Annotated in this window: 25 protein-coding genes; 14 read left to right on the plus strand and 11 right to left on the minus strand. The window is 63.6% G+C overall.

Features of this window, described 5'->3' with window-relative positions; translation table 11 throughout:
* Nucleotides 1-184: 184 nt before the first annotated feature.
* Complete coding sequence (locus AC1DYR_RS07095; protein ID WP_477704465.1) at nt 185-706, plus strand: hypothetical protein; 522 nt, start codon at nt 185-187, stop codon at nt 704-706.
* Between the two features lie 206 nt (nt 707-912).
* Nucleotides 913-1,350, plus strand: a complete 438-nt coding sequence (trxC, locus tag AC1DYR_RS07100; RefSeq protein WP_477704466.1) for a thioredoxin TrxC — start codon at nt 913-915, stop codon at nt 1,348-1,350.
* 193 nt (nt 1,351-1,543) lie between these two features.
* Here trxC and AC1DYR_RS07105 read toward each other — a convergent pair whose 3' ends face one another.
* On the minus strand, nt 1,544-2,098 hold the full coding sequence (locus AC1DYR_RS07105) for a DUF2242 domain-containing protein (protein ID WP_477704785.1): 555 nt from the start codon (nt 2,096-2,098) through the stop codon (nt 1,544-1,546).
* A gap of 194 nt (nt 2,099-2,292) precedes the next feature.
* Nucleotides 2,293-2,859 carry a hypothetical protein gene (locus AC1DYR_RS07110; protein ID WP_477704467.1) on the minus strand — a complete coding sequence of 189 codons (567 nt, stop codon included), beginning with the start codon at nt 2,857-2,859 and terminating at the stop codon, nt 2,293-2,295.
* Between the two features lie 126 nt (nt 2,860-2,985).
* Between AC1DYR_RS07110 and AC1DYR_RS07115 the strand changes: the two genes are divergently transcribed.
* Nucleotides 2,986-3,654, plus strand: coding sequence for a hypothetical protein (locus AC1DYR_RS07115; RefSeq protein WP_477704468.1), 669 nt, complete (start codon nt 2,986-2,988; stop codon nt 3,652-3,654).
* 25 nt (nt 3,655-3,679) lie between these two features.
* Here the strand turns inward: AC1DYR_RS07115 and AC1DYR_RS07120 are convergent, their stop codons facing one another.
* On the minus strand, nt 3,680-4,474 hold the full coding sequence (locus AC1DYR_RS07120; RefSeq protein ID WP_477704469.1) for an oxygen-binding di-iron domain-containing protein: 795 nt from the start codon (nt 4,472-4,474) through the stop codon (nt 3,680-3,682).
* A gap of 254 nt (nt 4,475-4,728) precedes the next feature.
* On the minus strand, nt 4,729-5,334 hold the full coding sequence (locus tag AC1DYR_RS07125; RefSeq protein ID WP_477704470.1) for a hypothetical protein: 606 nt from the start codon (nt 5,332-5,334) through the stop codon (nt 4,729-4,731).
* 389 nt (nt 5,335-5,723) lie between these two features.
* On the opposite strand from AC1DYR_RS07125, the gene AC1DYR_RS07130 reads away from it, so the two are divergent.
* Complete coding sequence (locus AC1DYR_RS07130; protein WP_477704471.1) at nt 5,724-6,380, plus strand: GDSL-type esterase/lipase family protein; 657 nt, start codon at nt 5,724-5,726, stop codon at nt 6,378-6,380.
* 8 nt (nt 6,381-6,388) lie between these two features.
* On the opposite strand, the gene AC1DYR_RS07135 is transcribed toward AC1DYR_RS07130, so the two are convergent.
* The gene (locus AC1DYR_RS07135; RefSeq protein WP_477704472.1) at nt 6,389-6,961 is read right to left on the minus strand and encodes a CinA family protein; all 573 of its coding nucleotides are present in this window, start codon (nt 6,959-6,961) and stop codon (nt 6,389-6,391) included.
* Nucleotides 6,962-7,261: 300 nt separating this feature from the next.
* Nucleotides 7,262-7,849 carry a hemerythrin domain-containing protein gene (locus AC1DYR_RS07140; protein ID WP_477704786.1) on the minus strand — a complete coding sequence of 196 codons (588 nt, stop codon included), beginning with the start codon at nt 7,847-7,849 and terminating at the stop codon, nt 7,262-7,264.
* Between the two features lie 250 nt (nt 7,850-8,099).
* Here AC1DYR_RS07140 and AC1DYR_RS07145 point away from each other — a divergent pair, with 250 nt between their 5' ends.
* Together AC1DYR_RS07145 and AC1DYR_RS07150 are read left to right on the plus strand one after the other, a co-directional pair.
* Nucleotides 8,100-8,537: a universal stress protein gene (locus AC1DYR_RS07145; RefSeq protein WP_477704473.1), complete on the plus strand. Its 438-nt coding sequence runs from the start codon at nt 8,100-8,102 to the stop codon at nt 8,535-8,537.
* A 27-nt stretch (nt 8,538-8,564) separates the two neighbouring features.
* The gene (locus AC1DYR_RS07150; RefSeq protein WP_477704474.1) at nt 8,565-8,765 is read left to right on the plus strand and encodes a YgaP family membrane protein; all 201 of its coding nucleotides are present in this window, start codon (nt 8,565-8,567) and stop codon (nt 8,763-8,765) included.
* A 21-nt stretch (nt 8,766-8,786) separates the two neighbouring features.
* Here AC1DYR_RS07150 and ylqF read toward each other — a convergent pair whose 3' ends face one another.
* Nucleotides 8,787-9,761: a ribosome biogenesis GTPase YlqF gene (gene ylqF, locus AC1DYR_RS07155; RefSeq protein ID WP_477704475.1), complete on the minus strand. Its 975-nt coding sequence runs from the start codon at nt 9,759-9,761 to the stop codon at nt 8,787-8,789.
* Between the two features lie 280 nt (nt 9,762-10,041).
* On the opposite strand from ylqF, the gene AC1DYR_RS07160 reads away from it, so the two are divergent.
* A complete protein-coding gene (locus AC1DYR_RS07160) occupies nt 10,042-10,317 on the plus strand; it encodes a hypothetical protein (protein ID WP_477704476.1) in 276 nt (91 codons plus the stop codon).
* A gap of 21 nt (nt 10,318-10,338) precedes the next feature.
* Nucleotides 10,339-10,593: an oxidoreductase-like domain-containing protein gene (locus AC1DYR_RS07165; RefSeq protein WP_477704477.1), complete on the plus strand. Its 255-nt coding sequence runs from the start codon at nt 10,339-10,341 to the stop codon at nt 10,591-10,593.
* Between the two features lie 130 nt (nt 10,594-10,723).
* Here the strand turns inward: AC1DYR_RS07165 and gshA are convergent, their stop codons facing one another.
* Nucleotides 10,724-12,316: a glutamate--cysteine ligase gene (gshA, locus tag AC1DYR_RS07170; RefSeq protein WP_477704478.1), complete on the minus strand. Its 1,593-nt coding sequence runs from the start codon at nt 12,314-12,316 to the stop codon at nt 10,724-10,726.
* 358 nt (nt 12,317-12,674) lie between these two features.
* Between gshA and AC1DYR_RS07175 the strand changes: the two genes are divergently transcribed.
* Nucleotides 12,675-13,415: a hypothetical protein gene (locus AC1DYR_RS07175; protein WP_477704479.1), complete on the plus strand. Its 741-nt coding sequence runs from the start codon at nt 12,675-12,677 to the stop codon at nt 13,413-13,415.
* 63 nt (nt 13,416-13,478) lie between these two features.
* Complete coding sequence (locus tag AC1DYR_RS07180; protein WP_477704480.1) at nt 13,479-14,768, plus strand: MFS transporter; 1,290 nt, start codon at nt 13,479-13,481, stop codon at nt 14,766-14,768.
* Between the two features lie 92 nt (nt 14,769-14,860).
* Here the strand turns inward: AC1DYR_RS07180 and AC1DYR_RS07185 are convergent, their stop codons facing one another.
* Nucleotides 14,861-15,523, minus strand: coding sequence for an alpha/beta hydrolase (locus tag AC1DYR_RS07185; protein WP_477704481.1), 663 nt, complete (start codon nt 15,521-15,523; stop codon nt 14,861-14,863).
* 277 nt (nt 15,524-15,800) lie between these two features.
* On the opposite strand from AC1DYR_RS07185, the gene AC1DYR_RS07190 reads away from it, so the two are divergent.
* From AC1DYR_RS07190 to AC1DYR_RS07200, 3 genes are all read left to right on the plus strand, one after another.
* Nucleotides 15,801-16,250 (plus strand): carboxypeptidase-like regulatory domain-containing protein, encoded by a 450-nt coding sequence (locus AC1DYR_RS07190; RefSeq protein WP_477704482.1) that lies wholly within the window; start codon nt 15,801-15,803, stop codon nt 16,248-16,250.
* A 41-nt stretch (nt 16,251-16,291) separates the two neighbouring features.
* The gene (gene petA / locus AC1DYR_RS07195) at nt 16,292-16,909 is read left to right on the plus strand and encodes a ubiquinol-cytochrome c reductase iron-sulfur subunit (RefSeq protein WP_477704483.1); all 618 of its coding nucleotides are present in this window, start codon (nt 16,292-16,294) and stop codon (nt 16,907-16,909) included.
* A gap of 81 nt (nt 16,910-16,990) precedes the next feature.
* On the plus strand, nt 16,991-17,227 hold the full coding sequence (locus AC1DYR_RS07200; RefSeq protein ID WP_477704484.1) for a hypothetical protein: 237 nt from the start codon (nt 16,991-16,993) through the stop codon (nt 17,225-17,227).
* 11 nt (nt 17,228-17,238) lie between these two features.
* Here the strand turns inward: AC1DYR_RS07200 and AC1DYR_RS07205 are convergent, their stop codons facing one another.
* Together AC1DYR_RS07205 and AC1DYR_RS07210 are read right to left on the minus strand one after the other, a co-directional pair.
* Nucleotides 17,239-18,012 (minus strand): GDSL-type esterase/lipase family protein, encoded by a 774-nt coding sequence (locus tag AC1DYR_RS07205; RefSeq protein WP_477704485.1) that lies wholly within the window; start codon nt 18,010-18,012, stop codon nt 17,239-17,241.
* A gap of 12 nt (nt 18,013-18,024) precedes the next feature.
* The gene (locus AC1DYR_RS07210; RefSeq protein ID WP_477704486.1) at nt 18,025-18,429 is read right to left on the minus strand and encodes a TspO/MBR family protein; all 405 of its coding nucleotides are present in this window, start codon (nt 18,427-18,429) and stop codon (nt 18,025-18,027) included.
* A gap of 157 nt (nt 18,430-18,586) precedes the next feature.
* Here AC1DYR_RS07210 and AC1DYR_RS07215 point away from each other — a divergent pair, with 157 nt between their 5' ends.
* A complete protein-coding gene (locus AC1DYR_RS07215) occupies nt 18,587-19,468 on the plus strand; it encodes a PhzF family phenazine biosynthesis protein (protein WP_477704487.1) in 882 nt (293 codons plus the stop codon).
* Nucleotides 19,469-19,548: the final 80 nt, after the last annotated feature.

Below are 19,548 nucleotides of genomic sequence, written 5' to 3' on the forward strand. Positions count from 1 at the left end.
AATTAATGAAAAAAGCGGCTGGAGCCCAATAAGGTCTTGCGCAAGCAGCTATTAAAAACGTAGCGCCTCCACGCCAAAACCTGCTGTAACCGAATCTGGACCGGCCCCTCTAGCCCGGTAGGTCGCACTCACTAGGGAAAACATTGATGATGAATCATTGTTCAACCCCTTTGAAGGAAACACCATGACCGCCAAAAACCTGTCTACCGTTGCAACCGACCTCATCGAGTCTTCGGGCAACACCGCCCGCCACGTGATCAACGCCTACCGCGCCGGCGGCGAGCGCGCAGTCATCCTGCTGGAGCAGCGCTGGAACCGCGCCCTGAAACAGTCGCGCACCGAGTTGACAGCCGAAACGGCCAAAAACGCCACGGCAGCACAACTGGCCTTCAGCGTGTACTACACCAAAGGCCTGATGCTGACGACCAATGGCGCACAGCAAGTGGTGAGCCAGCTGGTCAAGGTTCTGGAGAGCGGCGTGGAACGTGCTGCTGCCAATGCCAGCCTGTTTGAAGAAAAAACCGGCGTGACCACCCTGAACACGCTTGCCCAGGCCACCGCACCGGGCGCCCTGGCACTGAGCAAACTCGCCGCGCAGATCGAGCAAAAAACTGCCCAGCTCGCCAGCAAAATTGCCGGCGACCAGGCCAGCACCGCCAAGCGCAAAACGGCTTTCAGCCAGCGCCGCGCCGCCAAGACCGCCTGAGCATTTCTGAACAAAACGGGCTGCATCCATTTACTGACGGGCGCAAGCAGCTATCAAATCAGTAGCATACTGAAGTAGCGCATGGGCCCCCAAAGAAAAAGCCGCCTTTGCAGGCGGCTTTTTCACGAGCGGAATCCGGCGGCTTGCTGACCCGGCAACTGCAGACCCGCGCTTGAAATGCCGGCCACGGCCCCCAGCTGCGCCTGATGACCGACCCTCTCCACATCGTCTGCCCGCACTGCCACACCACCAACCGCGTGCGCGCCGACCAGCTCGGCAGCGAGCCAACTTGCGGCAGCTGCAAGAAGGCGCTGTTTACCGCGCATTCCACCGCGCTGGACGAAGCCGCGTTTGACAAACACATCACCCGCAACCAGATTCCGGTGCTGGTGGACTTCTGGGCGCCGTGGTGCGGGCCGTGCCGGCAAATGGCGCCGGCCTATGAGCAGGCAGCGGCACAGCTGGAGCCGCAGGTTCGCATAGCCAAGGTCGACACTGAAGCGGTGCCCAACCTGGGCGCACGCTTCAACATCCGCAGCATTCCCACGCTGGCGTTGTTCAAGGGTGGCCGTGAAGTGGCGCGCCAGGCCGGCGCCATGGGTGCGGCCGACATCGTGCGCTGGGTGCAGGGTAATTTGCGCTGAAGGCAGGCCTGTCGGCCTGGTAGCCTCACCGCGATCACTGCGGTTCAATCTGCTTCAGCCCGATTCGGAGAACTGCAGGCCATATATTTTGCTATTTTTTTAATAGCACACCAGGCATTAACCGTCTGCGCCACAGGCACTTTTTACTTGAAAAATCGGTTGTAACGCCCCCAAAATGGCTGCACACATCGAATCAGTCGAGCGCGGCGTCCGCCACCAGGTAGCGCCTCACCAGCTCAAAAAAACGGTCATAAAAATCATCGGCGGTGATGGTTTCACTGCCCACCTTGACCATGGACTCATTGCTCGACGTGAACGGCAGTGAGACGGAGCCAATGGCGCCCACACCCAGGCTGGCGGAGTTGTTGGTCTTTTTCATGGCGTAGCTGTCCTGCAAGGCCGTGACAAAACCCAGGCTCACTTTTCCATCGGGTGTGTCGGGTGCGCACACCACGCGAACCAACATTTGCAGGTGCGCCTCGGGCTCGGGCTGGAAGGCCTTTTGCCCTTCCACCAGTTCGGCGCTGGCCATGTTGATGATGTAGCCCTGGCTCAGCAGCGCACGCCGCGAGGCCTCGCAGGTCCGTGCCGGGGTGGCGTCAAAGAGGCGGGAATACGTCTGGGTGGAAGCAAACTTTTCCTGCAACGGAAATGCCTTGGCGCCGGTGACGCAGCCTGTCAGCAGGGACGACAGGCCGCATGCTGCCAGCAGCACGGCGGGGAGTCGGCAGGATTTCCAGAGTCGCATCAAAAGGGGAGTTTCCACAGAGGTATCCACAGAAGTAAGAGGTGTCTCATGCACAACGTGCCACCATACCTCCAATACCTCCGTTAGAGGCGCCAGCTCACGCATCGGGTGCGTCGCAGTTGTAGCAAATCGTTCGCGGGTCAGCTGGCCGGCCGAAAAACCGGCTCGCTACATCGGCTCGCTACGTCGCCCCGTTATTTCTGGCTCGCGCCCGCGGACCAGAAGACGGCGCTCCATTCCAGCGGGTTAAAGCTCCGATCTCGGCTGTATTCGAGCGTGCCGTTGGGCAAGGTCCAGCGCAGAACCGGACCGCCCATCCACGAAACGATGCCTGCGCGTTCCGCTTTTCCGTACTGCCCTGCCAGGCGATCAAGCCACCTGCCGTGCACCCACCAGGGAACATGCACCACCGTGGAAGTCAGGCGGCCCTTGCTGAAAAAAGCCACAAGCATCATGGCGGATTCCCCGTCGGCTTTGTCCACCGCTGCGTGGCAAAGCCGGTCGGTCCCGGCAGGCCCGCCCTGCTGGTTGGAGCAGCTCAGGAACACCTCCCCAAAATGCTTGCGCACGGCGGCCTCGTCCATCTGGCCGGAGAGCTGGGCGTAGCGCATCGTCACCGCGGGTGATTCGACGCGCAGGTAGCCGTAATAGAACTCCAGGCGGTCACGGTTCAAGACCCCTACGACGGCGACCAGGCACACCAACACCGCCAACACGGCCAGCGCTCCCCACTTGATCCACTTCCCGACCACTGCATTCATGATCTCACCCTTGTTTTGTTGTATACCTCTGATCCCGCCCCGAAGCATATCCGGCACTGCAACCAGGCCCCATAATGAATCCGCCGCACAGAAGCGGGCGCCATTGAGGACGCCCCCATCACATCCATGACCCAAAGCCCGCACCACCGCCCGGAATCCGGTTTTGTCAGCCTGCGTTTTGCACTGGTGGCCTGTGCGCTGCTGGCGGGGCTGCACTGGTGGTTTACCCCCAACACCTTCCGCGCGGCCGGTGTGGGCAACGACATTGCCTGTCCGCTGCCGCCGCAGGTCAACACCGGCGACGAGCCGCTGCAAACCAGTGTGCCGGGCGGCATGGCGCCTTTCACGCTGAAAGCCGCGACCCTGACGCCGCTGGCGGGCTTTAGCGTTGACGCGCGGGTGCTGTCGCGCGAGGACTACCGGATGGACAACGAGGCCACGCTGTCGCCCACCGACCTTGCTTTGGGCTGGCAGCGCATGGCCGACGACAAGGTGCTGTCGCAGCTGAAGATCAGCCAGTCGTCACGCTGGTACTACTACCGGTGGGACAACGAACCACCACTGCCGCCGCCGGAAATTGCACGCAGCAGCGCCAACATGCACCTGATTCCTGCCACGGACGCGGTTGCCAAAGCGCTGGCCCGCGTGAGCCGCAACGACCGCGTGCGCATCGACGGCTGGCTGGTGGAAGCGCAAAAACCCGATGGCTGGCGCTGGCGAAGCTCCACCGTGCGGACTGACACCGGGGCCAGCTCATGCGAGGTGGTTTACGTGTGCTCCATCAGCCGGCTGTAGCAAACGCCTGCCCTGTCCCGCCGGCTCAAGCCGTCACCCGGCCCTTGATCTGCCCGGTGGGCACCTGGTAGTTGTGCTCGTCAAACAGGTCAATGCCGCATTTCAGTGATTCCGCCCAGTCAAAAAACTGGGCAATGGCAGGGCCTTTGAGCGGCGCGCCGTGCTGGGGCACCAGCATGGAAATATCCAGCCGGCGCGCCATGGCCACCCACAGGCGCAGGACCTTGTTCGACACCATGTAGCGTTTGTGAAAGCCCTCCATCAACGGCAGATGGGGCTCCAGGTCGGTGACGGGCACCTGCGCCGTTCGGCCTGACATCATCGACACACCGAGGTCGCCGGTGAACAGGATGCGGCTGATGGGATCGTAAAAATGGAAGTTGCCTTCCGAGTGCAGGAAGTGCGCGGGCAGCAGCCACAGCTCGCTCTGCCCCAGCGGCAACCGCCCGCCGCTGTCGGGCACGCCGACCAGGCGCTGCTCGGTCTTGCCGACCTTGGTGAAGTGCGGCACAAAACGCTCCCACACACGCGAGATCACCAGCTGCGCCGGGGTGGACGTGAGCCAGCGGTCCAGCGAGGCAATGATGTCGGGGTCGGCGTGGGAGGCGATGATGTAAGACAGTTTTTGCGGGCTGAAGTGGCGCGACATGCCCAGGAACAGTTCGTTGAACGCCAGGTTGCCGCCCGGGTCAATCACGGCACCGGTGCCGTTGTCGACAATCAGGAACTGGTTGGACTGGACGGCTTGCCCGTCTTCTTCGATCAGGTCGGTGAACATCAGGCAGGCATGCCTGTCGTCACGGTAAAGCTCTATGGGCATGGCTGAATGCGTGCGGTGACGCAGAAAAAAAAGCCACTTTATAAGCAGCCCGCCGCTCACGTATTGATGCAGGTCAATGACACGCCTGAAGCGCGCGCCCCCGCCCCCACACCGGCGCAATACGCGCAATGCCGCAGGCAAAAAAAAGCGCCGGCGCTTCGATAAGCACCGGCGCGCCTTGCTTGCGCATGGCGGCTGTCCAGGGCACCGCGCGGCGGCGCCCGGAACAGCGCCCTACTTAACCGCCTAACAGCTTAACCGCGGCGGCGGTTATTCATCATGCGTTCCACGTCGTCGCGCAGCGATGTCAGCTCGTTGCGCAGCTGGCGGCGCTCCTGCGCGGTCACCACGCCGTCGGACTTGAATTGGGTCTCGTGGCGCTCGATGCGGCGTTCACGCTGGTGCAGCTTCGCGGCTTCGCGCTGCGTGATGTGACCCGTGCGCACGCCTTCGTCAATGCGCTGGCTGATCTGGAATTCACGGTTGTCGATGCCGGGAGTATTGCCGGCGTTGCCAGGCCGGCCTGCCACCACATCGCGGTTGTTCATCATGCGTTCCACTTCGGCGCTGAGGCCGTCAAGGTCGGCGCGCAATTGCTGGCGCTCTTGCTGCGTGGCGACGCCGTTGGATTTAAAGCGCGCCTCGCGAGCCGCGATCTCCTGGTCGCGGCGGTACAGCACCTGCGCTTCAGACGGCGTGATGTGGCCGGAGGCCAGACCCTGCTGAATGCGCGCGCTGATGGCTTGCTGCGCCTGGTCGATACCGGGTGTGTTGGTGCCCTGCGCCATGGCAGGGGCAAACCCCAGGCCCGCAAACAGGGCTGAGGCCAGCAATGAGACAGTGAGGAATTTCGATTTCATGAGGTTCTCCTTGGAATGCTTGTGCGTTTGATTGCCAGCAACCCGGTGGGCAACTTGCGGTGGCGGCGATAAATCTCCGTCTCGGCAAGCGGCTGTCGGGGCTGCTCCTGAATCGCTGCTTTCAAAGGCCTTTGCGCTTCAGTGAAACCATTGTTGGCCCGCTCTTGTGAATGCCGTGTAAGGCAAACGGAGCTTTACCCCGTCATTACGCAGTGATTACCCTTGCATTACCTCGCGCTTGCAGTGGTGTCCAGATGCGCTTTGGCATGGTTAGACTGTGCGCATGCTGATCATCCCTTCGCCAAGCCGCAAGCAGCTGCATCCAAAAGACAAGGCGCCGGCCGTGCACCCGGCTCCACCCGATAACCTGAAATAAACCGGCACGACGCATGGACTCGCATCACCATCCCTTTCGCCGCCAGCTCCTGCTGGGCGCCGCCGGCTCTGCGCTGCTGCTGGCTACGGCTTGCTCCAGAAAGGCCGGACCCAAAGGCAAGACCCTGCCCAAGGAAGCCACCCTGCTGTGCCTGGGCGATTCGCTGACCTTTGGCTACGGCGCCCCGGCGGGCAGCAGCTACCCGCAACAGCTGGAACTACTGACCGGCTACGTGACGCAGAACGCGGGCGTTAACGGCGACACAGCGGCCGGAGCGCTGGCACGGTTGCCGGCGTTGTTGCAGGAAAACAAGCCGGGCCTGGTGCTCGTGTGCATTGGCGGCAACGACTTTCTGCGCAACATGCCGCTGGACAGCACGCGCGCCGCCATCCGGTCGATTGTGCAAACCGCCGCTGCCAGCACGCAGGTGGTGCTGATCGCGCAGCCCAGGCCCGTGCTGCTTTCTGCCGCGATCGGTTCACTGAAAGACCATGAGGTGTATGCCGAGGTCGCCGCGGAAACAGCCACCCCGCTTTTTTCAGATGCCTGGTCTTATGTGCTGTCACGCAGCGAATTGCGTTCTGACCAGATCCACGCGAATGCGGAAGGCTACAAGGTCTTTGCCGGGCGTTTGGCCGACTGGCTGCGCGACAGGAAATTTGTCGCCTGACGGATTTGTCAGCCGGTGCGTTCCCGCCTGGCTGCCGCTTCAAGAAACGCCGCGTGGCGCGCCGGGATCTGCGTGAGCGCATAGGCAGCCGCCTGTTCGCGGATGCTGTTGCGGTCACCGCTGAACCTGCGGGTTTCGGTGAACACCGCGTCCTCACGTTCATCACGCCCCGCAAACATCCAGGCAAAGCACTGCGTGCCGGCAGGAATCTTCGGGTCGGTGCCGTCGGTCACGCCGGTGTTGGCGATGGCCATGGAGGCCTCGCTCTTTTGCATCGCGCCGCGCACCATCTCGGCAGCCACCTCTTCGCTGGTGAGGTTGCAGCGCTCGATGGTTTCTGCCTTCACCCCAAGGCAGCGCTGTTTGGCCCGGGGTGAATACACCACGTAAGCCGACTCCAGCAGGGAACCTGCACCCGGCACATCCGCGAGGTGCGCGGCGATCAGGCCTGCGGTGCAGGACTCGGCGGTGGCCAGCACCAGCGAATGGTTTTTCATGTAAGCCGCGACGGCCCTGAGCTCGTTGCTGCCAGCTTCACGGGAGGACTGACGGGAAGGCGGACTTGTACTCTCAGGGGTCATGGCGTGCGGCCCAGGCGGCACCTGAACCTTTGGAGAAGATATCCTGACTATGCGTTGCCGGCGCCCGCGCGGCCAGAGTCTGTTGCTGACGGCCTTGTAGGAATGATGTGCGCCCCGGCGCAGGACCCTGCCCGTTTCCGGCCCCATCATCACCCTACACAAACGGGGATTCGCGAAGTGATGCTATTGATTTCATAGCCGCTCGCGCACGGCCTGACTGGCCGCAGGCTCGCGGGGAACACAGATTCGCGTCAGGCACGTATGGCAGACCACATGCCCGATGCCGGTGCAGGGCAGGCTTCAGGCATCGCCCAGCCCGATAGGCGCCGGCGCCTCCATCACGATGCGTGTGAAGAGCCGGTCATACACCGGGTCGGCCGCATGCTTGCCGCCAAGCGGGTCGCGGTTTTGCTGGAAGGCGGCGTCCAGCTCTTTCCAGTCGGCCTCGGTAAGCACTTTTTCAGCCTGCGGCAGGATGACTGTTTCTTCCAGCCGCATGTGCTCGAGATAAAACTCGACATAGCGTTTGCACTGCGCCTCAAACTCGGGCTTTCGCTGCTCGCCCAGCAGCTCCCAGGCCAGCAACAGGTGCTGCAGGTCGCGCACGGCCTTCTCGCCGCTCATGTGGTCGCGCTCCAGCTGCTGCACCGTGGCCATGACCGATGGCGCGGAGCGCACCACGCGGGGAAACAGCAGGTCCGACTCCTTCGGGTGATGCAGGCGCTCGGGGAACTCGTCGATATAAAACAGCATGGCCCGAAAGACGTCGAAGAACTGCTGCGCACGGTCGCCCGGGCCGCGCGCCACCATGAGCAGCATGGAGCGCAGCATGGCGGAAAGGGAGGCGTGCTCATCGAGGATGATTTGCACGCTGGCATGTTTGTGAATGGCGGTCTCCGGCTGATAGATGCCACCAAGAATGCCACCAGGTTCCACCCCGAACTTGATGAAGATCAAATCATGTGGATTTTTCCTCCTGGCATCGCCCGGGAACGCATACCGCCCCGTCACCTTCTCATTGAGGCGAAGGCTTGACCTGCATCAAAGCCGTTTGGCGGCAGCAACCTAAAGTGGGACCACCCTGCTCAAGGTTTGCCGCACCTGCGATGAGCCGCCCAGGATGACAAGGAGATTTGCCATGTTCAAACATATTCTTCTACCGACCGACGGCTCGCCTGCTTCGGATCGGGCAATTGCACAGGCAGTGACTTTCGCCAGGGAAGCCCAGGCCAGGATCACGGGTTTGCATGTGATGCAGGAGTTCCACCTGCTGACCTACCGGGTCCAGATGCTGGAAGACACACGGGACCAATTCATGAGGGAATGCCAGGCGCAGGCAGAGGCATTCCTGTCTGCGCTGAAAGATGCCGCCGACAAGGCGGGCGTGCCTTGCGAGACCATTTGTGTTGCAGGCGACCACCCTTACGAAACCATTGTCCGGATGGCGGACGGCAAAGCTTGCGACCTCATCGTGATGGCCTCGCACGGCCGCAAGGGTATCACCGGGTTCCTGCTGGGCAGTGAAACCCAGAAGGTGCTGTCCCACAGCAAAAAGCCGGTGCTGGTGCTGCACTAAAAAGTTAATTTTCCAAAGGAACTCATCATGAACAAAAACGCAGGCACCGCCGACCGTGCTGTGCGCATCGTGGCGGGACTCGTCATCCTCAGCCTGTATTTTGTGGCGGAGCCCGCCTGGCGCTGGTGGGCGCTGCTGGGGCTGGTGCCCCTGCTGACAGGGTTGCTGGGCTGGTGCCCGGCGTACACACTGCTTGGTATACGGACCTGCAAAACAGGCCCCAAGTGATCCCGCGCGCGGTGGCCGGCCTCAGGATTCGTCGGACCCGGACCTGCCGGATTTATCCGGCCGCGGAATCTTCTTGAACTTGATCAACCGGTTGGTTTCGATCTTGTCTTTTTTCACCTGGCGCTCGGCGTCGAGCAGCCGGCCGGCGGCGGCCCATTCGGCAAACTCGTCAGGCGTTTCCAGTGTCACGCGGCCCAGCGTTCCCGCCCGGAATTCATAGATCACGATCTCGGCGGCCTTTTGCAGGTTGACCCGGCCCTTGGAGAGCACCGCGCCGCGCTTGCGGCCGATTTCTTCGAGCAGCTGCTCGTCGGTGATGCCGGGCGTGACCTCGACCTTGTAGCGCGCCTCCAGCAAGGCGGAGTAGTGCTTGATCAGGTAATCCAGCAGCTCGAGCGCCACTTCTTCCTCGTTAAAGGCGTTGCGGCCAATGGCGCCGCTGGCGGCCAGGTTGTAGCCGCTTTTGGCCACGATGATGCGCGGCCAAAGCATGCCGGGCGTGTCCCATAAATAAAACCCGTCGGCCAGCACCAGGCGCTGCTCGACTTTGGTGATGCCGGCTTCGTCGCCGGTTTTGGTGGCGCGCTTGCCGGTGAGGGTGTTGATGAGGGTGGACTTGCCGACGTTGGGAATCCCGCAGATCAGCACCCGCATAGGCTTGACCATGGTGCCGCGTGTCGGTGCCAGCGCATGGCAGGCGTCAATGAGGCGGCGGGCGGGCGTGGTTTCGCTGGCGTCCAGCTCAATCGCGCGGGTCGCGGGCAGGCTGTTGTAGTGATCCAGCCAGAGCGGCGTACGGGTGGCGTCGGCCAGGTCGCGCTTGTTCAGGACCTTGAGCGCGGGCTTGGCGCCGGTGAGCTCCGCCAGCATGGGGTTGGCGCTGGAGCCGGGCAGGCGCGCATCAAGCAGCTCAATGACGACATCAATTTCCTTGATGCGCTCACTGATGGCTTTTTTGGTCAGGTGCATGTGACCGGGAAACCACTGGATGGCCATCGGGATCTTTCTTGGGGTGTTCGGGTTGGGCGAGGGAACGGGCGGCAGGGCCCCGTTCAATCCCCCAATTGTCGCCGCAGCGGGCAACCCCCCGCCGCCGAGCCGGTACGGGGACATTCCGGGCCCGCCACGCCTGCTTGCGGCGCAATGAAGGACAATCGGGGCATAGACAGATGTAGCGGCTGCGACCAGCCGTAATGCGCCCAGGCTCATCGGGGCCGCTCCAAGCCGCCCCGAAGCCCTTCCCATCCATCTCCGACCTCCCCCTATCGAGCCCCTCATGCCCCTGCCCGCAGCCCCCGACCAAAAACCCGTGGTTCCCGCCCGTCGCCTGGCCGCCTCCAATCTCAAGGCCAACAATGAACTGATGATCAAAGGCATCCTGTGTGTGCTGATCGGCCTGGGTGTGGTGGTGTCACCCTACTTCATCACCTCGCCAGGCATGCAGGGCATCGTCGCCAAATCGTCCCTTGTAGGCTGGTTTGCCCTGGTGCTGGGCTGCGCCTTCATCGGCCTGTACCTTCGCCGGCGCATGGCGGCTTCCGCCAAACCCTGACACGGCGCCCACACCAGGCCCATGCCCGAAAGCCCTGCTGACCACAGCGCCGCCCTGGCGATCTTCAGCACCCTGCAGGAGAGCGCCGCCGCTGCGGGCATCCGCTTGCGGCCACCTCCTCCCGAGCCCAACACCTGCTGCGGTCGCGGCTGCAATGGTTGCGTATGGGAAAGCTGGTACGCAGCCGCGGCGTGCTGGCGTGAAGACGCCGAAGAAGCGATTTTAAGAACAAAATCGAGCTCCAGCCCAATACAGATCTGCGCCAGCAGCTATTGAATTAATAGCAACCGCTACAACCACGACACCGGATCAGCGGCGCCAGCAGGAGTGAGCAATACTGCCAGTGGGGGCCGGGGTCCGGCTTCGCCGGCCCCAAGGCGCCCGTCCCCTGCAAGGGGAAAAGGCGCTACACGAAGTGAGCGCCGATAGGGGTGTGCTCAGATTCACGACCCGGCATGCCAAGGCGTTCCGCCGAAACGTACTGCTGGCGGTATTGCTCAAACGGCATGGTGTCCGAGGCTTCAATCTTCTTTTGTTCCTGGACGGAAGCCTCGGTCAGTGCGGCGAAGTGTGCCAGCTGGCCGGCCGACAGCGGCTGGGTCTGCAGGATGCCTTGTGTCTTTTCAGACTGCGCGCGGGTGAACCGGATGAAGGAGTTGTCGTGCCTGTCGGCCATGGCGGCCAGCACACGGGCCGAAGGCAAGGTGGACGGGTCCAGCAAGGCGGCGCTGGCCAGTGTCAGGGCGTCGCTGTACTGCGTGCCGCCATACGCGGCGTCGAGCGCCGCCGCGATGGGCGCGCACTGGGCCACCACCTCCGCACCCCAGGCTGTCAGCGTGATTTCATGGCCGCCGCGCTTGAGCTTCAGGCCGGGCTCTCGCCCGCGCGCCGCCGTCTGGTGCTGGTTGTGCTTGAGCTCGGCGATTTCCTGGGGCGTGTCGTTCGGGCTGTCGCTGAGCAGGCAGTGCAGCAGGAACACATCGAGGAAACGCATGGTCTGTGCATTGATGCCGACGGGCTCGAAAGGATCCAGGTCCATCAGCCGCACTTCGATGTATTCGACGCCGCGCTCGCGCAGCGCGTGCAGCGGCCGTTCGCCGGGAAAGATCACGCGCTTGGGGCGAATGGTGCCGTAGAACTCGTTTTCAATCTGCAGCAGCGTGGTGGCCAGCTGGTTGTAGTCGCCGCCGGGGTTGCGGATGCCCACTGCCTCATAGGCCGGGTACGGCCGGGTCAGCGCGTCCTGCAGCGAGGCGCCGTAGCCGTCGAGGCTGTTGTAGCTCACGGCAAGCGAGGCCTGCGCGTCGCTCTGGTAGCCCAGGCGGCCCATGCGCAGCGAAGTGCCGTGGGGCATGTACATGGTGCTGTCGCTCAGGGTTTGCAACTCGTGCTGGCGCCCTTCCACAAACGTGGAACACACCGCGGGCGAAGCGCCAAACAGGTACAGCAGCAAAAATGCCTGGCGGCGGAAGTTGCGGATCAGCGCGAAATATTCCTTGCTGCTCACCCCGGGCAGGGACCAGTTGTAGTGAATGCCGGAAATGGTTTGCATGCGCCGGCCGTAACGGTGCGACAGGCCCATGCGGTAAACGCTCTTGGCGCGCCCGACATTGGACGAACCGAAACGGGCGATGGGAATGGTTTCGTCGGTCGGCAGGCCGCAAGGCATGCTGGACACCCAGAGCATTTCGTCGCCCAGCTCTTTCATGGTGCGGTAAGTGAACTGGTGCAGCTCCGTCAGTTCTTGCAGCGTGGCTTCAGGGCTGGGGTGGGCGCCGGTGACCAGCTCAACCTGCGATTCGCTGAAGTCCGTGGTGATGCCCGGATGCGTGAGGGCCGAGCCCAGGGCCGCGGGATGCGGTGTGAGGGCCAGGCCGCCGCCGGGTTTGGCGCGCAGGCTTTCCTTCTCGATACCGCGGCGCATGCCCTTGAGCCGGGCCGGGGTGAGCGCTTTCAGGCGGTCCTGTAGCGCGCCCGCAGGCGCCTGCAACTTGGTCATATCGTCATTCCCCCAGAATCTTGAATTGGCGTGGAAGTTATCACAGCACGGCGCTTTGCGCTGGCGCATCCGGGCTTGCCAGCACAGCCCGGGTGGAGTCTGGCGCGGGGCCCGTGCAGGTCGGCCGGATTTGGGCCATGCACCGCACTTTCTGGCAAAAATCCCCAATTTGGCGGGCGGGATGTGGAAAGCGAGCGACGCCGGAGCGCCAACGTGCATAACTCCCTTGACTTGTCAGACAAGCTGGACGACGATAAAAAAAACATTCCGTAACACGGCTGTTTTACCCTTCAATTTCCGCCAAACTAAACGGTTTTGCGGTCTTTTAGCCTGAGGCAGCTTAGAGCTTGGTCAAAAAATGAAAAAACTGCTAGCCAGCCTTTTCGGCGGTTCAACCCCCGCAGCGTCTTCCAAACGCACAGGCGCGTCCAGCCGGGACAACCCGCTCACCATTGAAGACGGCTCGGACAACGCCACGCGCCGCCACCTGGTGCAGGTGCTGCTACGCGATGCCATGCGTAAATACGGTATTCCCTTGCCCTGGATCGACTGCCAGATGCTGCTGGTTTCCAGCCGCAGCCGCGGCCCTGGCATGTATGTACGCCTCGTTGTGCGGCATTGGGACGACCGTCTGCTGAAGTACGCCTTCGCCTTCCAGAATGCCCTGATGGAAGAAATCACGCGCTTTGAACCCGGGGCTGCCCAATGGCTGCACGGCATTTCCTGGCAACTGGAAGTGGCGGAGACCTGCCCCAACCCGACCATGCCCGACAAGTCGTATTGGGCCGATCCCGTCCGGCCACCTGCCGGCGCATCGGTTCGCCCGCCACGCAGCTCGCCCCTGGCTTCCCTGGCCCCTCTTCCCGCGGCGGCAACAGCTTCCGCGGCGTCCATGCCCGCCGCCCCCGCTGTGGCTGCCAGCCTGCCGGCCCAGCCCGCAGCACCGGTGGTGGCACGGCCGGCCCCGGTCTCCGCAGCTGACGCAGACGCCATGAAAGACCTGGAACGCCTTTTCCGCATCCGTGACCAGGAACTGGGCCAGCCAAGCGACAGCAACTCCGCCGTCGGTTACGAAGCCACGCGCCCTTCCCCGCTGTAACGCGCCAGCTCCGGCCAGGCCATCATCAGCGCAGCGGGGCAGCTGCTGGTGTACGCTTGCCTGATGAGCCCTCCCGTCACGCCCCCAAGCCCCGCAACCGCCGCGCAAGATTCTTCCCTCCTCATCGACTCGCGTTACGCCGTGATGCGGCTCATGGTCACGCTGGCGCTGATGACCGTCGGCGCCTGCGGCATGTATGTGGTGGCCGTGGTGCTGCCCGCAGTGCAGGCTGAATTCAGTGTGACGCGGGCCGATGCCTCCCTGCCCTACACCGCGCTCATGATCGGCTTCGGTGTTGGCGGCGTGCTGATGGGGCGGCTGGCCGACCGCTTCGGCGTCATGGTTCCGTTGCTGATTGGCGCCGTGGGCCTGGGCCTGGGTTTTGCCCTGGCCGCCATGGCCGGCAACATCTGGATGTTCTCGCTGGCCCACGGCCTGCTGATCGGCTTTCTCGGCTCTGCCGCCACCTTTGCGCCGCTGCTGGCCGACACATCGCTCTGGTTTGTACGGCGCCGCGGTTTTGCCGTGGCGGTGTGCGCCAGCGGCAACTACCTGGGCGGCGCGATCTGGCCGCCTATCGTGCAGCATTTTGTTGAAGCCGTGGGCTGGCGCCAGACCTATCTGTGGCTGGGCCTTTTCAGCTTCGTCACCATGACGGCGCTGGCCCTTTTGATGCGCAAGCGCCCGCCGGTGGCCGTAGCGTCCGCGGTGGGCAACAGCGGCATCGCCGCCACCACCAGCAGCATGCCTTTCGGCCTGACGCCGGGCTCGGCGCAAATACTGCTGTGCGTGGCCAGCGTGGCCTGCTGCGTGGCCATGGCCATGCCGCAAGTGCACATCGTGTCGTACTGCACCGACCTGGGCTATGGCGCGGCGCGCGGCGCTGAAATGCTGTCGCTGATGCTGGCCTGCGGTGTGGTGAGCCGGCTGGTGTCGGGCGCCATCTGCGACCGCATAGGCGGGCTGCGCACGCTGATGCTGGGCTCTGTGCTGCAAGGTATCGCGCTGCTGCTGTTTTTGCCCTTTGACGGGCTGGTATCGCTTTACGTCATCGCCGCGCTGTTCGGCCTGTTCCAGGGCGGCCTCGTACCGGCTTACGCCATCATCGTGCGTGAATACTTCGAGCCTGCCGAGGCCGGCGCGCGGGTGGGCACGGTGATCATGGCATCCTTGCTGGGCATGGCGCTGGGCGGCTGGATGTCAGGCAAGGTGTTTGACCTCACCGGTTCCTACCACGCCGCATTCCTCAACGGCATTGCGTGGAACCTGCTGAACTTCAGCATTGCGTTTTTCCTGCTGTGGCGCGTGCGGCGGATGGCGCGGGCGGCCACGACGAAAACAGCGGTGGCCTGAACAACCTCCTGGCCTTGCCCGGACCGCTATGCTTTTAATAGCTGCTTGCGCCCGTTATGTAAGGCCTACAGCCATTTTTCCTTAAAATCCCGTCAAGCCAGAACCCGGCGCAGCCACAGCTCCAGGTCGGTGATTTCCTGCGGGCACACCGAGTGCTCCATCAGGTACTCGTGCCACTCCACCGCGTAGCCCATGGCGCCGAGCGCATCGCGTGTGGCGGTGGCGCGCGGCAGCACCACCACGCCGTCGCGCGTGCCGTGCGCCAGGAAAATGGGTACATCCTGGTTGGCGGCGCTGCGCTCGGCGGCCGTCTTGTCGGCCAGCGGCAGGTAACCCGACAGGCCCGCAATGCCGGCCAGCCGTTCGCCGTGGCGCAGGCCGGTCATGAGCGCCATGGCACAACCCTGCGAAAAGCCCGCCACCACGATGCGGCTGGCGGGAATGCCGCGCGTCTTTTCCCGGGCGATCAAGGCCTCGATGTCGCCTTGCGACTTGCGCAGCCCGGCCTCGTCCTGCCGGCTCACCAGGTCGGCGCCCAGCAGGTCGTACCAGGCCGGCATGACGTAGCCACCGTTGATGGTGACCGGAATGCTGGGTGCACTCGGAAACAGGAAACGCACATCTCCCACGCTGGACAAATCCATCTGTTCGGCAATCGGCAGGAAGTCCCGGCCGTCGGCCCCGAGGCCGTGCATGATGAGAACGGTGGCGACGGGCTTGTCGCCCGTCTGGGCTTCAATGACTTCGAGGGGCATGGGTGACGGGTCCAGGTGGTTGAGGAAGCAGATGACGTTTGAATGCTGCCGCTTGAAGCTGCAAGGCACGCCAGCGGGATTTTAAGACCGGCCTAAGCTAACCCGCGAACAATGGTTTCCGGCAGCGCTGAACACCTGGCGCACAAAGCCTGCTACGGTGTGATGGCAAGGCAGCTGGCCAGGCCTTCGCGCAGACCGGCAGGCCGCATGAAAACAGTGCCAGGCAGCACACTGCGCCGACTTGCTGCCCCCATCGTTGCAGAAGGAGCATGTTGAAATGAAAACCCTGACCCACAAGGCCGCCTCGGCGGTCCTCGGTGCGCTGATGGCGGGCGGCGCGCTGGCCCAGGCAAGCGCCCCCTTGCCGCCGGTGCGCACCAGCGGCCCGGTTGAATACCTGAGCGGCGGCATCGGCGCCGACGAATCCGCAGCAATCCGCAATGCCAGCGGGCACTGGCCACTGACACTCGAATTTGCCATCAAGGACAAGCAGCGTGCCGACTTCGCGGCCGACGTGAAGGTGCGTGTGCTCGATGCCGGGGGAAATGAAGTGCTTCAGGCCACGTCGGAAGGCCCCTTCCTGCTGGCCCGGCTGGCACCGGGCAGCTATGCCGTGGAGGCGACGCTCGCCGGCCAGACCCAGCGCAGGAAGGTGGACGTGAAGGCAGGCAAACCCTCCCGAGAGGTGTTCCTCTGGGGCGCGGGCGCCGATAAAGCCGCGCCGTAAGCACACCGGGCCTGCCTCAATTTAACTTTTCAAGTCAGATCATGCGCAGCGTCACCGAACTGATCCACGCGATAGACGACGGCACCCTGCCGGACGCCGAACGGCGCAGCCTGCTGGTGACTGCAACCGGCATCGCAGCCGGCGCCGGGCTGCTGGCCGCGGCCTATCCCTTCGCGGCCAGCCTTGCACCCTCTGAAGTGGCACGCGCCCGGGGTGGCCCGGTACTTGTCGATATTTCCACACTGGCGACAGGCGAGCTGCGCACCGTCGCCTGGCGCGGAAAACCGGTCTGGTTGATGCGCCGCAGCGAGGAGATGGTGCGCGCGCTGCAGCAACCCAATCCGGCATTGGCAGACCCGCAGTCCAGGCGATCCGAGCAACCGAAATCGTGCGCCAACGCGACCCGCTCCGAGCGCCCCGAAATCCTGGTGGCGGTGGGGGTGTGCACGCACCTGGGCTGCTCACCGACCCTGCGCCTGGACGACACCGCGCTGAATGCCGAGCTTCACGCGCCCGGCGGATTTTTTTGCCCCTGCCACGGCTCCCGGTTTGATCTTGCCGGCCGCGTGGTGAAAAACGTACCGGCGCCGACCAACCTGGACATCCCTGACTACCAGTTCATCGGCGCCACCAAGCTGCAAATCGGCCAGAAAAGCTAACGATCTTGCGTGGCTTGTGCCATCGCGGAGGCTTTGCTAGCATCTGGCGTCAGCATTTTCTGACGCAGGTTGGAGATTCACATGAAGCTCATCATTGCCGCCGTCGCCCTGGCCACTTCGTCCCTGGCGTTTGCCCATAACTGTCCCAACGAGATGAAGGCGATTGACGCCAGGCTCTCCACCAACCCCAAGCTCTCGCCCGCCGACATGACCAAGGTGAAAGAACTTCGCGCCGATGGCGAAAAGTTTCACAAGGAAGGCAAGCACGACGACTCCATGAAAGCGCTGGGCAGCGCGAAAAAACTCCTCGGCATTTGAAAGCCGCGGGCTCAACCCTGGCGGTGCAAGGCCGCCAGCCGGTTTGAAAAATCCGCCTGCCGGTTCAGCTCGTCCCACCACAGGCGATAGCCTGCGTCGCTGGGATGCAGCCCATCCCGGGCATTAAGCTCATTGGGCCGCCTGGCAAAGGGGTCTTCGGACTTGTCCTTGTACAGGTTCACATACAGCGCACTGTTGTCTTTGGCGGCTTCGCGCACAAAGCCGTGCAGCGCCTGAGAACGCCAGGTCATCAACCACGACCACGGCACAAAGAAAAAGGGTGCACTGCCCACATTGCCGCAAGGCATCACCACCACCAGGCCGGCATGCGTGCGCGCCAGCCCGGCGGTGCGCGCAATGTCCTGCTCCAGCGTCTCATCGCGCGTGAGGCGAATCACATCGTTGCCGCCACCGAGCACCAGGATGGCGTCAAAACGCTCGGCGCCTAAAGCTTCGAGTTGCCCGGCAATGTCGGCAAATTTTGCACCGTCCCCGGCGCGGTTGGTGATCTTCAGGCGAGGGTGTGCCTGGCCGATCAGGCCGGCCAGGCTGGTGGCGGGAGAGGACGCGCCAGTGCCCACGCCGGTGCTGTCGCCCACCACCAGCAGGCTGGCCACGGCGCCGGCGGGCGAAGCCTCGAAAGGCTCGCTCAGCCGCGCGAGCTCAACTGATTGCCGTATGCGCCAGGCGCAGCCGGACGTCGGCAGGACGGCGAGCGCAGCAATCAGTGCAATCGCGGGCAAGGCGCGTGAGCGCTGGCGTAAACCAGGGTGGGCGTGTCGCATGGGGCAAGGGAGTTAACGGTTCAACCAGGTGATGCTGAGCTGCAGCACAGTGGCAAACGCCACCCACAGCAAATAGGGAATGTTGGCCAGCGCCACCCAGCGCACCCGGCGCCAGATGGCAGCCAGAGCCCACCCCAGGGTGCCCAGTACCAGCAGGATGTCCACGCTGGCCAGCGCGTTGTTTTTCAGCCCGAACTGGATGGGCGTGTAGGCCAGGTTAAACAGCAGGTTCAGGATGAAAGGCAGCAGTACGCTGATCGGCAGGCGACGCCTGAGCGCCTGCACCAGTACATAGCCGAAGCTGAAGGCAATGATCAGGTAGAGCACCGTCCACACCGGCCCGAAGACCGTGGCGGGTGGTGCAAAAAAGGGTTTGACGAGTTGCGCGTACCACGCGGCGCCGCTGGTGTGGTCCATGGAAGGTTGCTGTTGACCGGTATTGGCAAAAAAGGAAAGGAGGCAAGGCAGGAAGAAATGACAATGACTTTTTACCACCGGCAGTCCGGCGCCTGCGGCCTGAAGCGCTGACAGCCGGGTAGGACGCCGCCGCGATAATCACCGGAGGAGGCTTTCAATGATCACCAACCCCTCTGTGCAGGGCCTCAGCTATTACCAGGTCGATGTTTTCACCCACGAGGCGCTGGCTGGCAACGGCCTGGCCGTGTTCCTGCCCGAAAGCCCGTTGCCGGCCCGCCTGATGCAGCGCCTGACCATCGAGATGCGGCAGTTCGAGAGCATTTTCCTCACGCCCGACGGCCCCGGAAACCGCTTCGAAGCGCGCATTTTCACGATGGAGGAAGAGCTCGACTTCGCGGGCCACCCCCTGCTGGGCGCAGCAGGCTTGCTGCACCACCTGCATGCGGGGCATCAGCCTTCTGCCGGCTGGACGCTGATGCTGGGCACACGGGCAGTTGCCATCAGCACCAAGCGCAAGGAAGGCGCACCGGGCACTTACGACGCCAGCATGAACCAGGGCGTGGCCCGCTTCGAGGCAGCCCTCAGCCATGCGGACAGCCTGCCGTTTCTCGCGGCATTCGGGCTGGGCCCGGCGCAGCTGGATGTGCGTTTTCCGCTGCAGGTGGTGTCTACCGGCCTGCCCTATCTGCTGGTGCCTGTGGTCGGCGGCCTGGAGCGCGCAAAAATTGTGCACCCTGATTTTGAGGCGCTGCTGGCCACCGTGGGCGCCAAATTCGCCTACGTGCTGGACGTGTCGGCGCGCGAAGGCCGCACCTGGGACAACGCCGGGCTGGTGGAAGACATTGCCACCGGAAGCGCCGCCGGGCCGGCGGGCGCTTACCTGCTGCGCCACGGCGCGGCGAAGGTGGACGAAGTCATCACACTCAAGCAGGGGCGTTTTGCCGGACGCCCCAGCCGCATCACGGTGGAGGCCAACGCTGCTGGTGAGATGCTGGTCAGCGGCGGCGTCGTGGTGCTGGCGCACGGCCGGCTGATTTGAGGGATGGCATCCGTTGGCGCGCCGCTTGCGTACCCTCAGCACCTTCAGTACCTTTTGCAGCTGCGGCCCTCGAATCCAGG

The organism is Polaromonas sp. P1_F9, from assembly GCF_056405615.1.

What these genes read in the sequence shown, in the direction of transcription:
- AC1DYR_RS07130 (WP_477704471.1), top strand. Translation starts at nt 5,724, where the DNA reads ATGGACTCGCATCACCATCCCTTTCGCCGCCAGCTCCTGCTGGGCGCC.
- ylqF (WP_477704475.1), bottom strand. Translation starts at nt 9,761, where the DNA reads ATGGCCATCCAGTGGTTTCCCGGTCACATGCACCTGACCAAAAAAGCC.
- AC1DYR_RS07185 (WP_477704481.1), bottom strand. Translation starts at nt 15,523, where the DNA reads ATGCCCCTCGAAGTCATTGAAGCCCAGACGGGCGACAAGCCCGTCGCC.
- trxC (WP_477704466.1), top strand. Translation starts at nt 913, where the DNA reads ATGACCGACCCTCTCCACATCGTCTGCCCGCACTGCCACACCACCAAC.
- AC1DYR_RS07115 (WP_477704468.1), top strand. Translation starts at nt 2,986, where the DNA reads ATGACCCAAAGCCCGCACCACCGCCCGGAATCCGGTTTTGTCAGCCTG.
- AC1DYR_RS07110 (WP_477704467.1), bottom strand. Translation starts at nt 2,859, where the DNA reads ATGAATGCAGTGGTCGGGAAGTGGATCAAGTGGGGAGCGCTGGCCGTG.
- AC1DYR_RS07215 (WP_477704487.1), top strand. Translation starts at nt 18,587, where the DNA reads ATGATCACCAACCCCTCTGTGCAGGGCCTCAGCTATTACCAGGTCGAT.
- AC1DYR_RS07135 (WP_477704472.1), bottom strand. Translation starts at nt 6,961, where the DNA reads ATGACCCCTGAGAGTACAAGTCCGCCTTCCCGTCAGTCCTCCCGTGAA.
- AC1DYR_RS07095 (WP_477704465.1), top strand. Translation starts at nt 185, where the DNA reads ATGACCGCCAAAAACCTGTCTACCGTTGCAACCGACCTCATCGAGTCT.
- AC1DYR_RS07180 (WP_477704480.1), top strand. Translation starts at nt 13,479, where the DNA reads ATGAGCCCTCCCGTCACGCCCCCAAGCCCCGCAACCGCCGCGCAAGAT.
- AC1DYR_RS07175 (WP_477704479.1), top strand. Translation starts at nt 12,675, where the DNA reads ATGAAAAAACTGCTAGCCAGCCTTTTCGGCGGTTCAACCCCCGCAGCG.
- AC1DYR_RS07165 (WP_477704477.1), top strand. Translation starts at nt 10,339, where the DNA reads ATGCCCGAAAGCCCTGCTGACCACAGCGCCGCCCTGGCGATCTTCAGC.
- AC1DYR_RS07160 (WP_477704476.1), top strand. Translation starts at nt 10,042, where the DNA reads ATGCCCCTGCCCGCAGCCCCCGACCAAAAACCCGTGGTTCCCGCCCGT.
- AC1DYR_RS07205 (WP_477704485.1), bottom strand. Translation starts at nt 18,012, where the DNA reads ATGCGACACGCCCACCCTGGTTTACGCCAGCGCTCACGCGCCTTGCCC.
- AC1DYR_RS07145 (WP_477704473.1), top strand. Translation starts at nt 8,100, where the DNA reads ATGTTCAAACATATTCTTCTACCGACCGACGGCTCGCCTGCTTCGGAT.
- AC1DYR_RS07105 (WP_477704785.1), bottom strand. Translation starts at nt 2,098, where the DNA reads ATGCGACTCTGGAAATCCTGCCGACTCCCCGCCGTGCTGCTGGCAGCA.
- gshA (WP_477704478.1), bottom strand. Translation starts at nt 12,316, where the DNA reads ATGACCAAGTTGCAGGCGCCTGCGGGCGCGCTACAGGACCGCCTGAAA.
- AC1DYR_RS07200 (WP_477704484.1), top strand. Translation starts at nt 16,991, where the DNA reads ATGAAGCTCATCATTGCCGCCGTCGCCCTGGCCACTTCGTCCCTGGCG.
- petA (WP_477704483.1), top strand. Translation starts at nt 16,292, where the DNA reads ATGCGCAGCGTCACCGAACTGATCCACGCGATAGACGACGGCACCCTG.
- AC1DYR_RS07120 (WP_477704469.1), bottom strand. Translation starts at nt 4,474, where the DNA reads ATGCCCATAGAGCTTTACCGTGACGACAGGCATGCCTGCCTGATGTTC.
- AC1DYR_RS07150 (WP_477704474.1), top strand. Translation starts at nt 8,565, where the DNA reads ATGAACAAAAACGCAGGCACCGCCGACCGTGCTGTGCGCATCGTGGCG.
- AC1DYR_RS07125 (WP_477704470.1), bottom strand. Translation starts at nt 5,334, where the DNA reads ATGAAATCGAAATTCCTCACTGTCTCATTGCTGGCCTCAGCCCTGTTT.
- AC1DYR_RS07210 (WP_477704486.1), bottom strand. Translation starts at nt 18,429, where the DNA reads ATGGACCACACCAGCGGCGCCGCGTGGTACGCGCAACTCGTCAAACCC.
- AC1DYR_RS07190 (WP_477704482.1), top strand. Translation starts at nt 15,801, where the DNA reads ATGAAAACCCTGACCCACAAGGCCGCCTCGGCGGTCCTCGGTGCGCTG.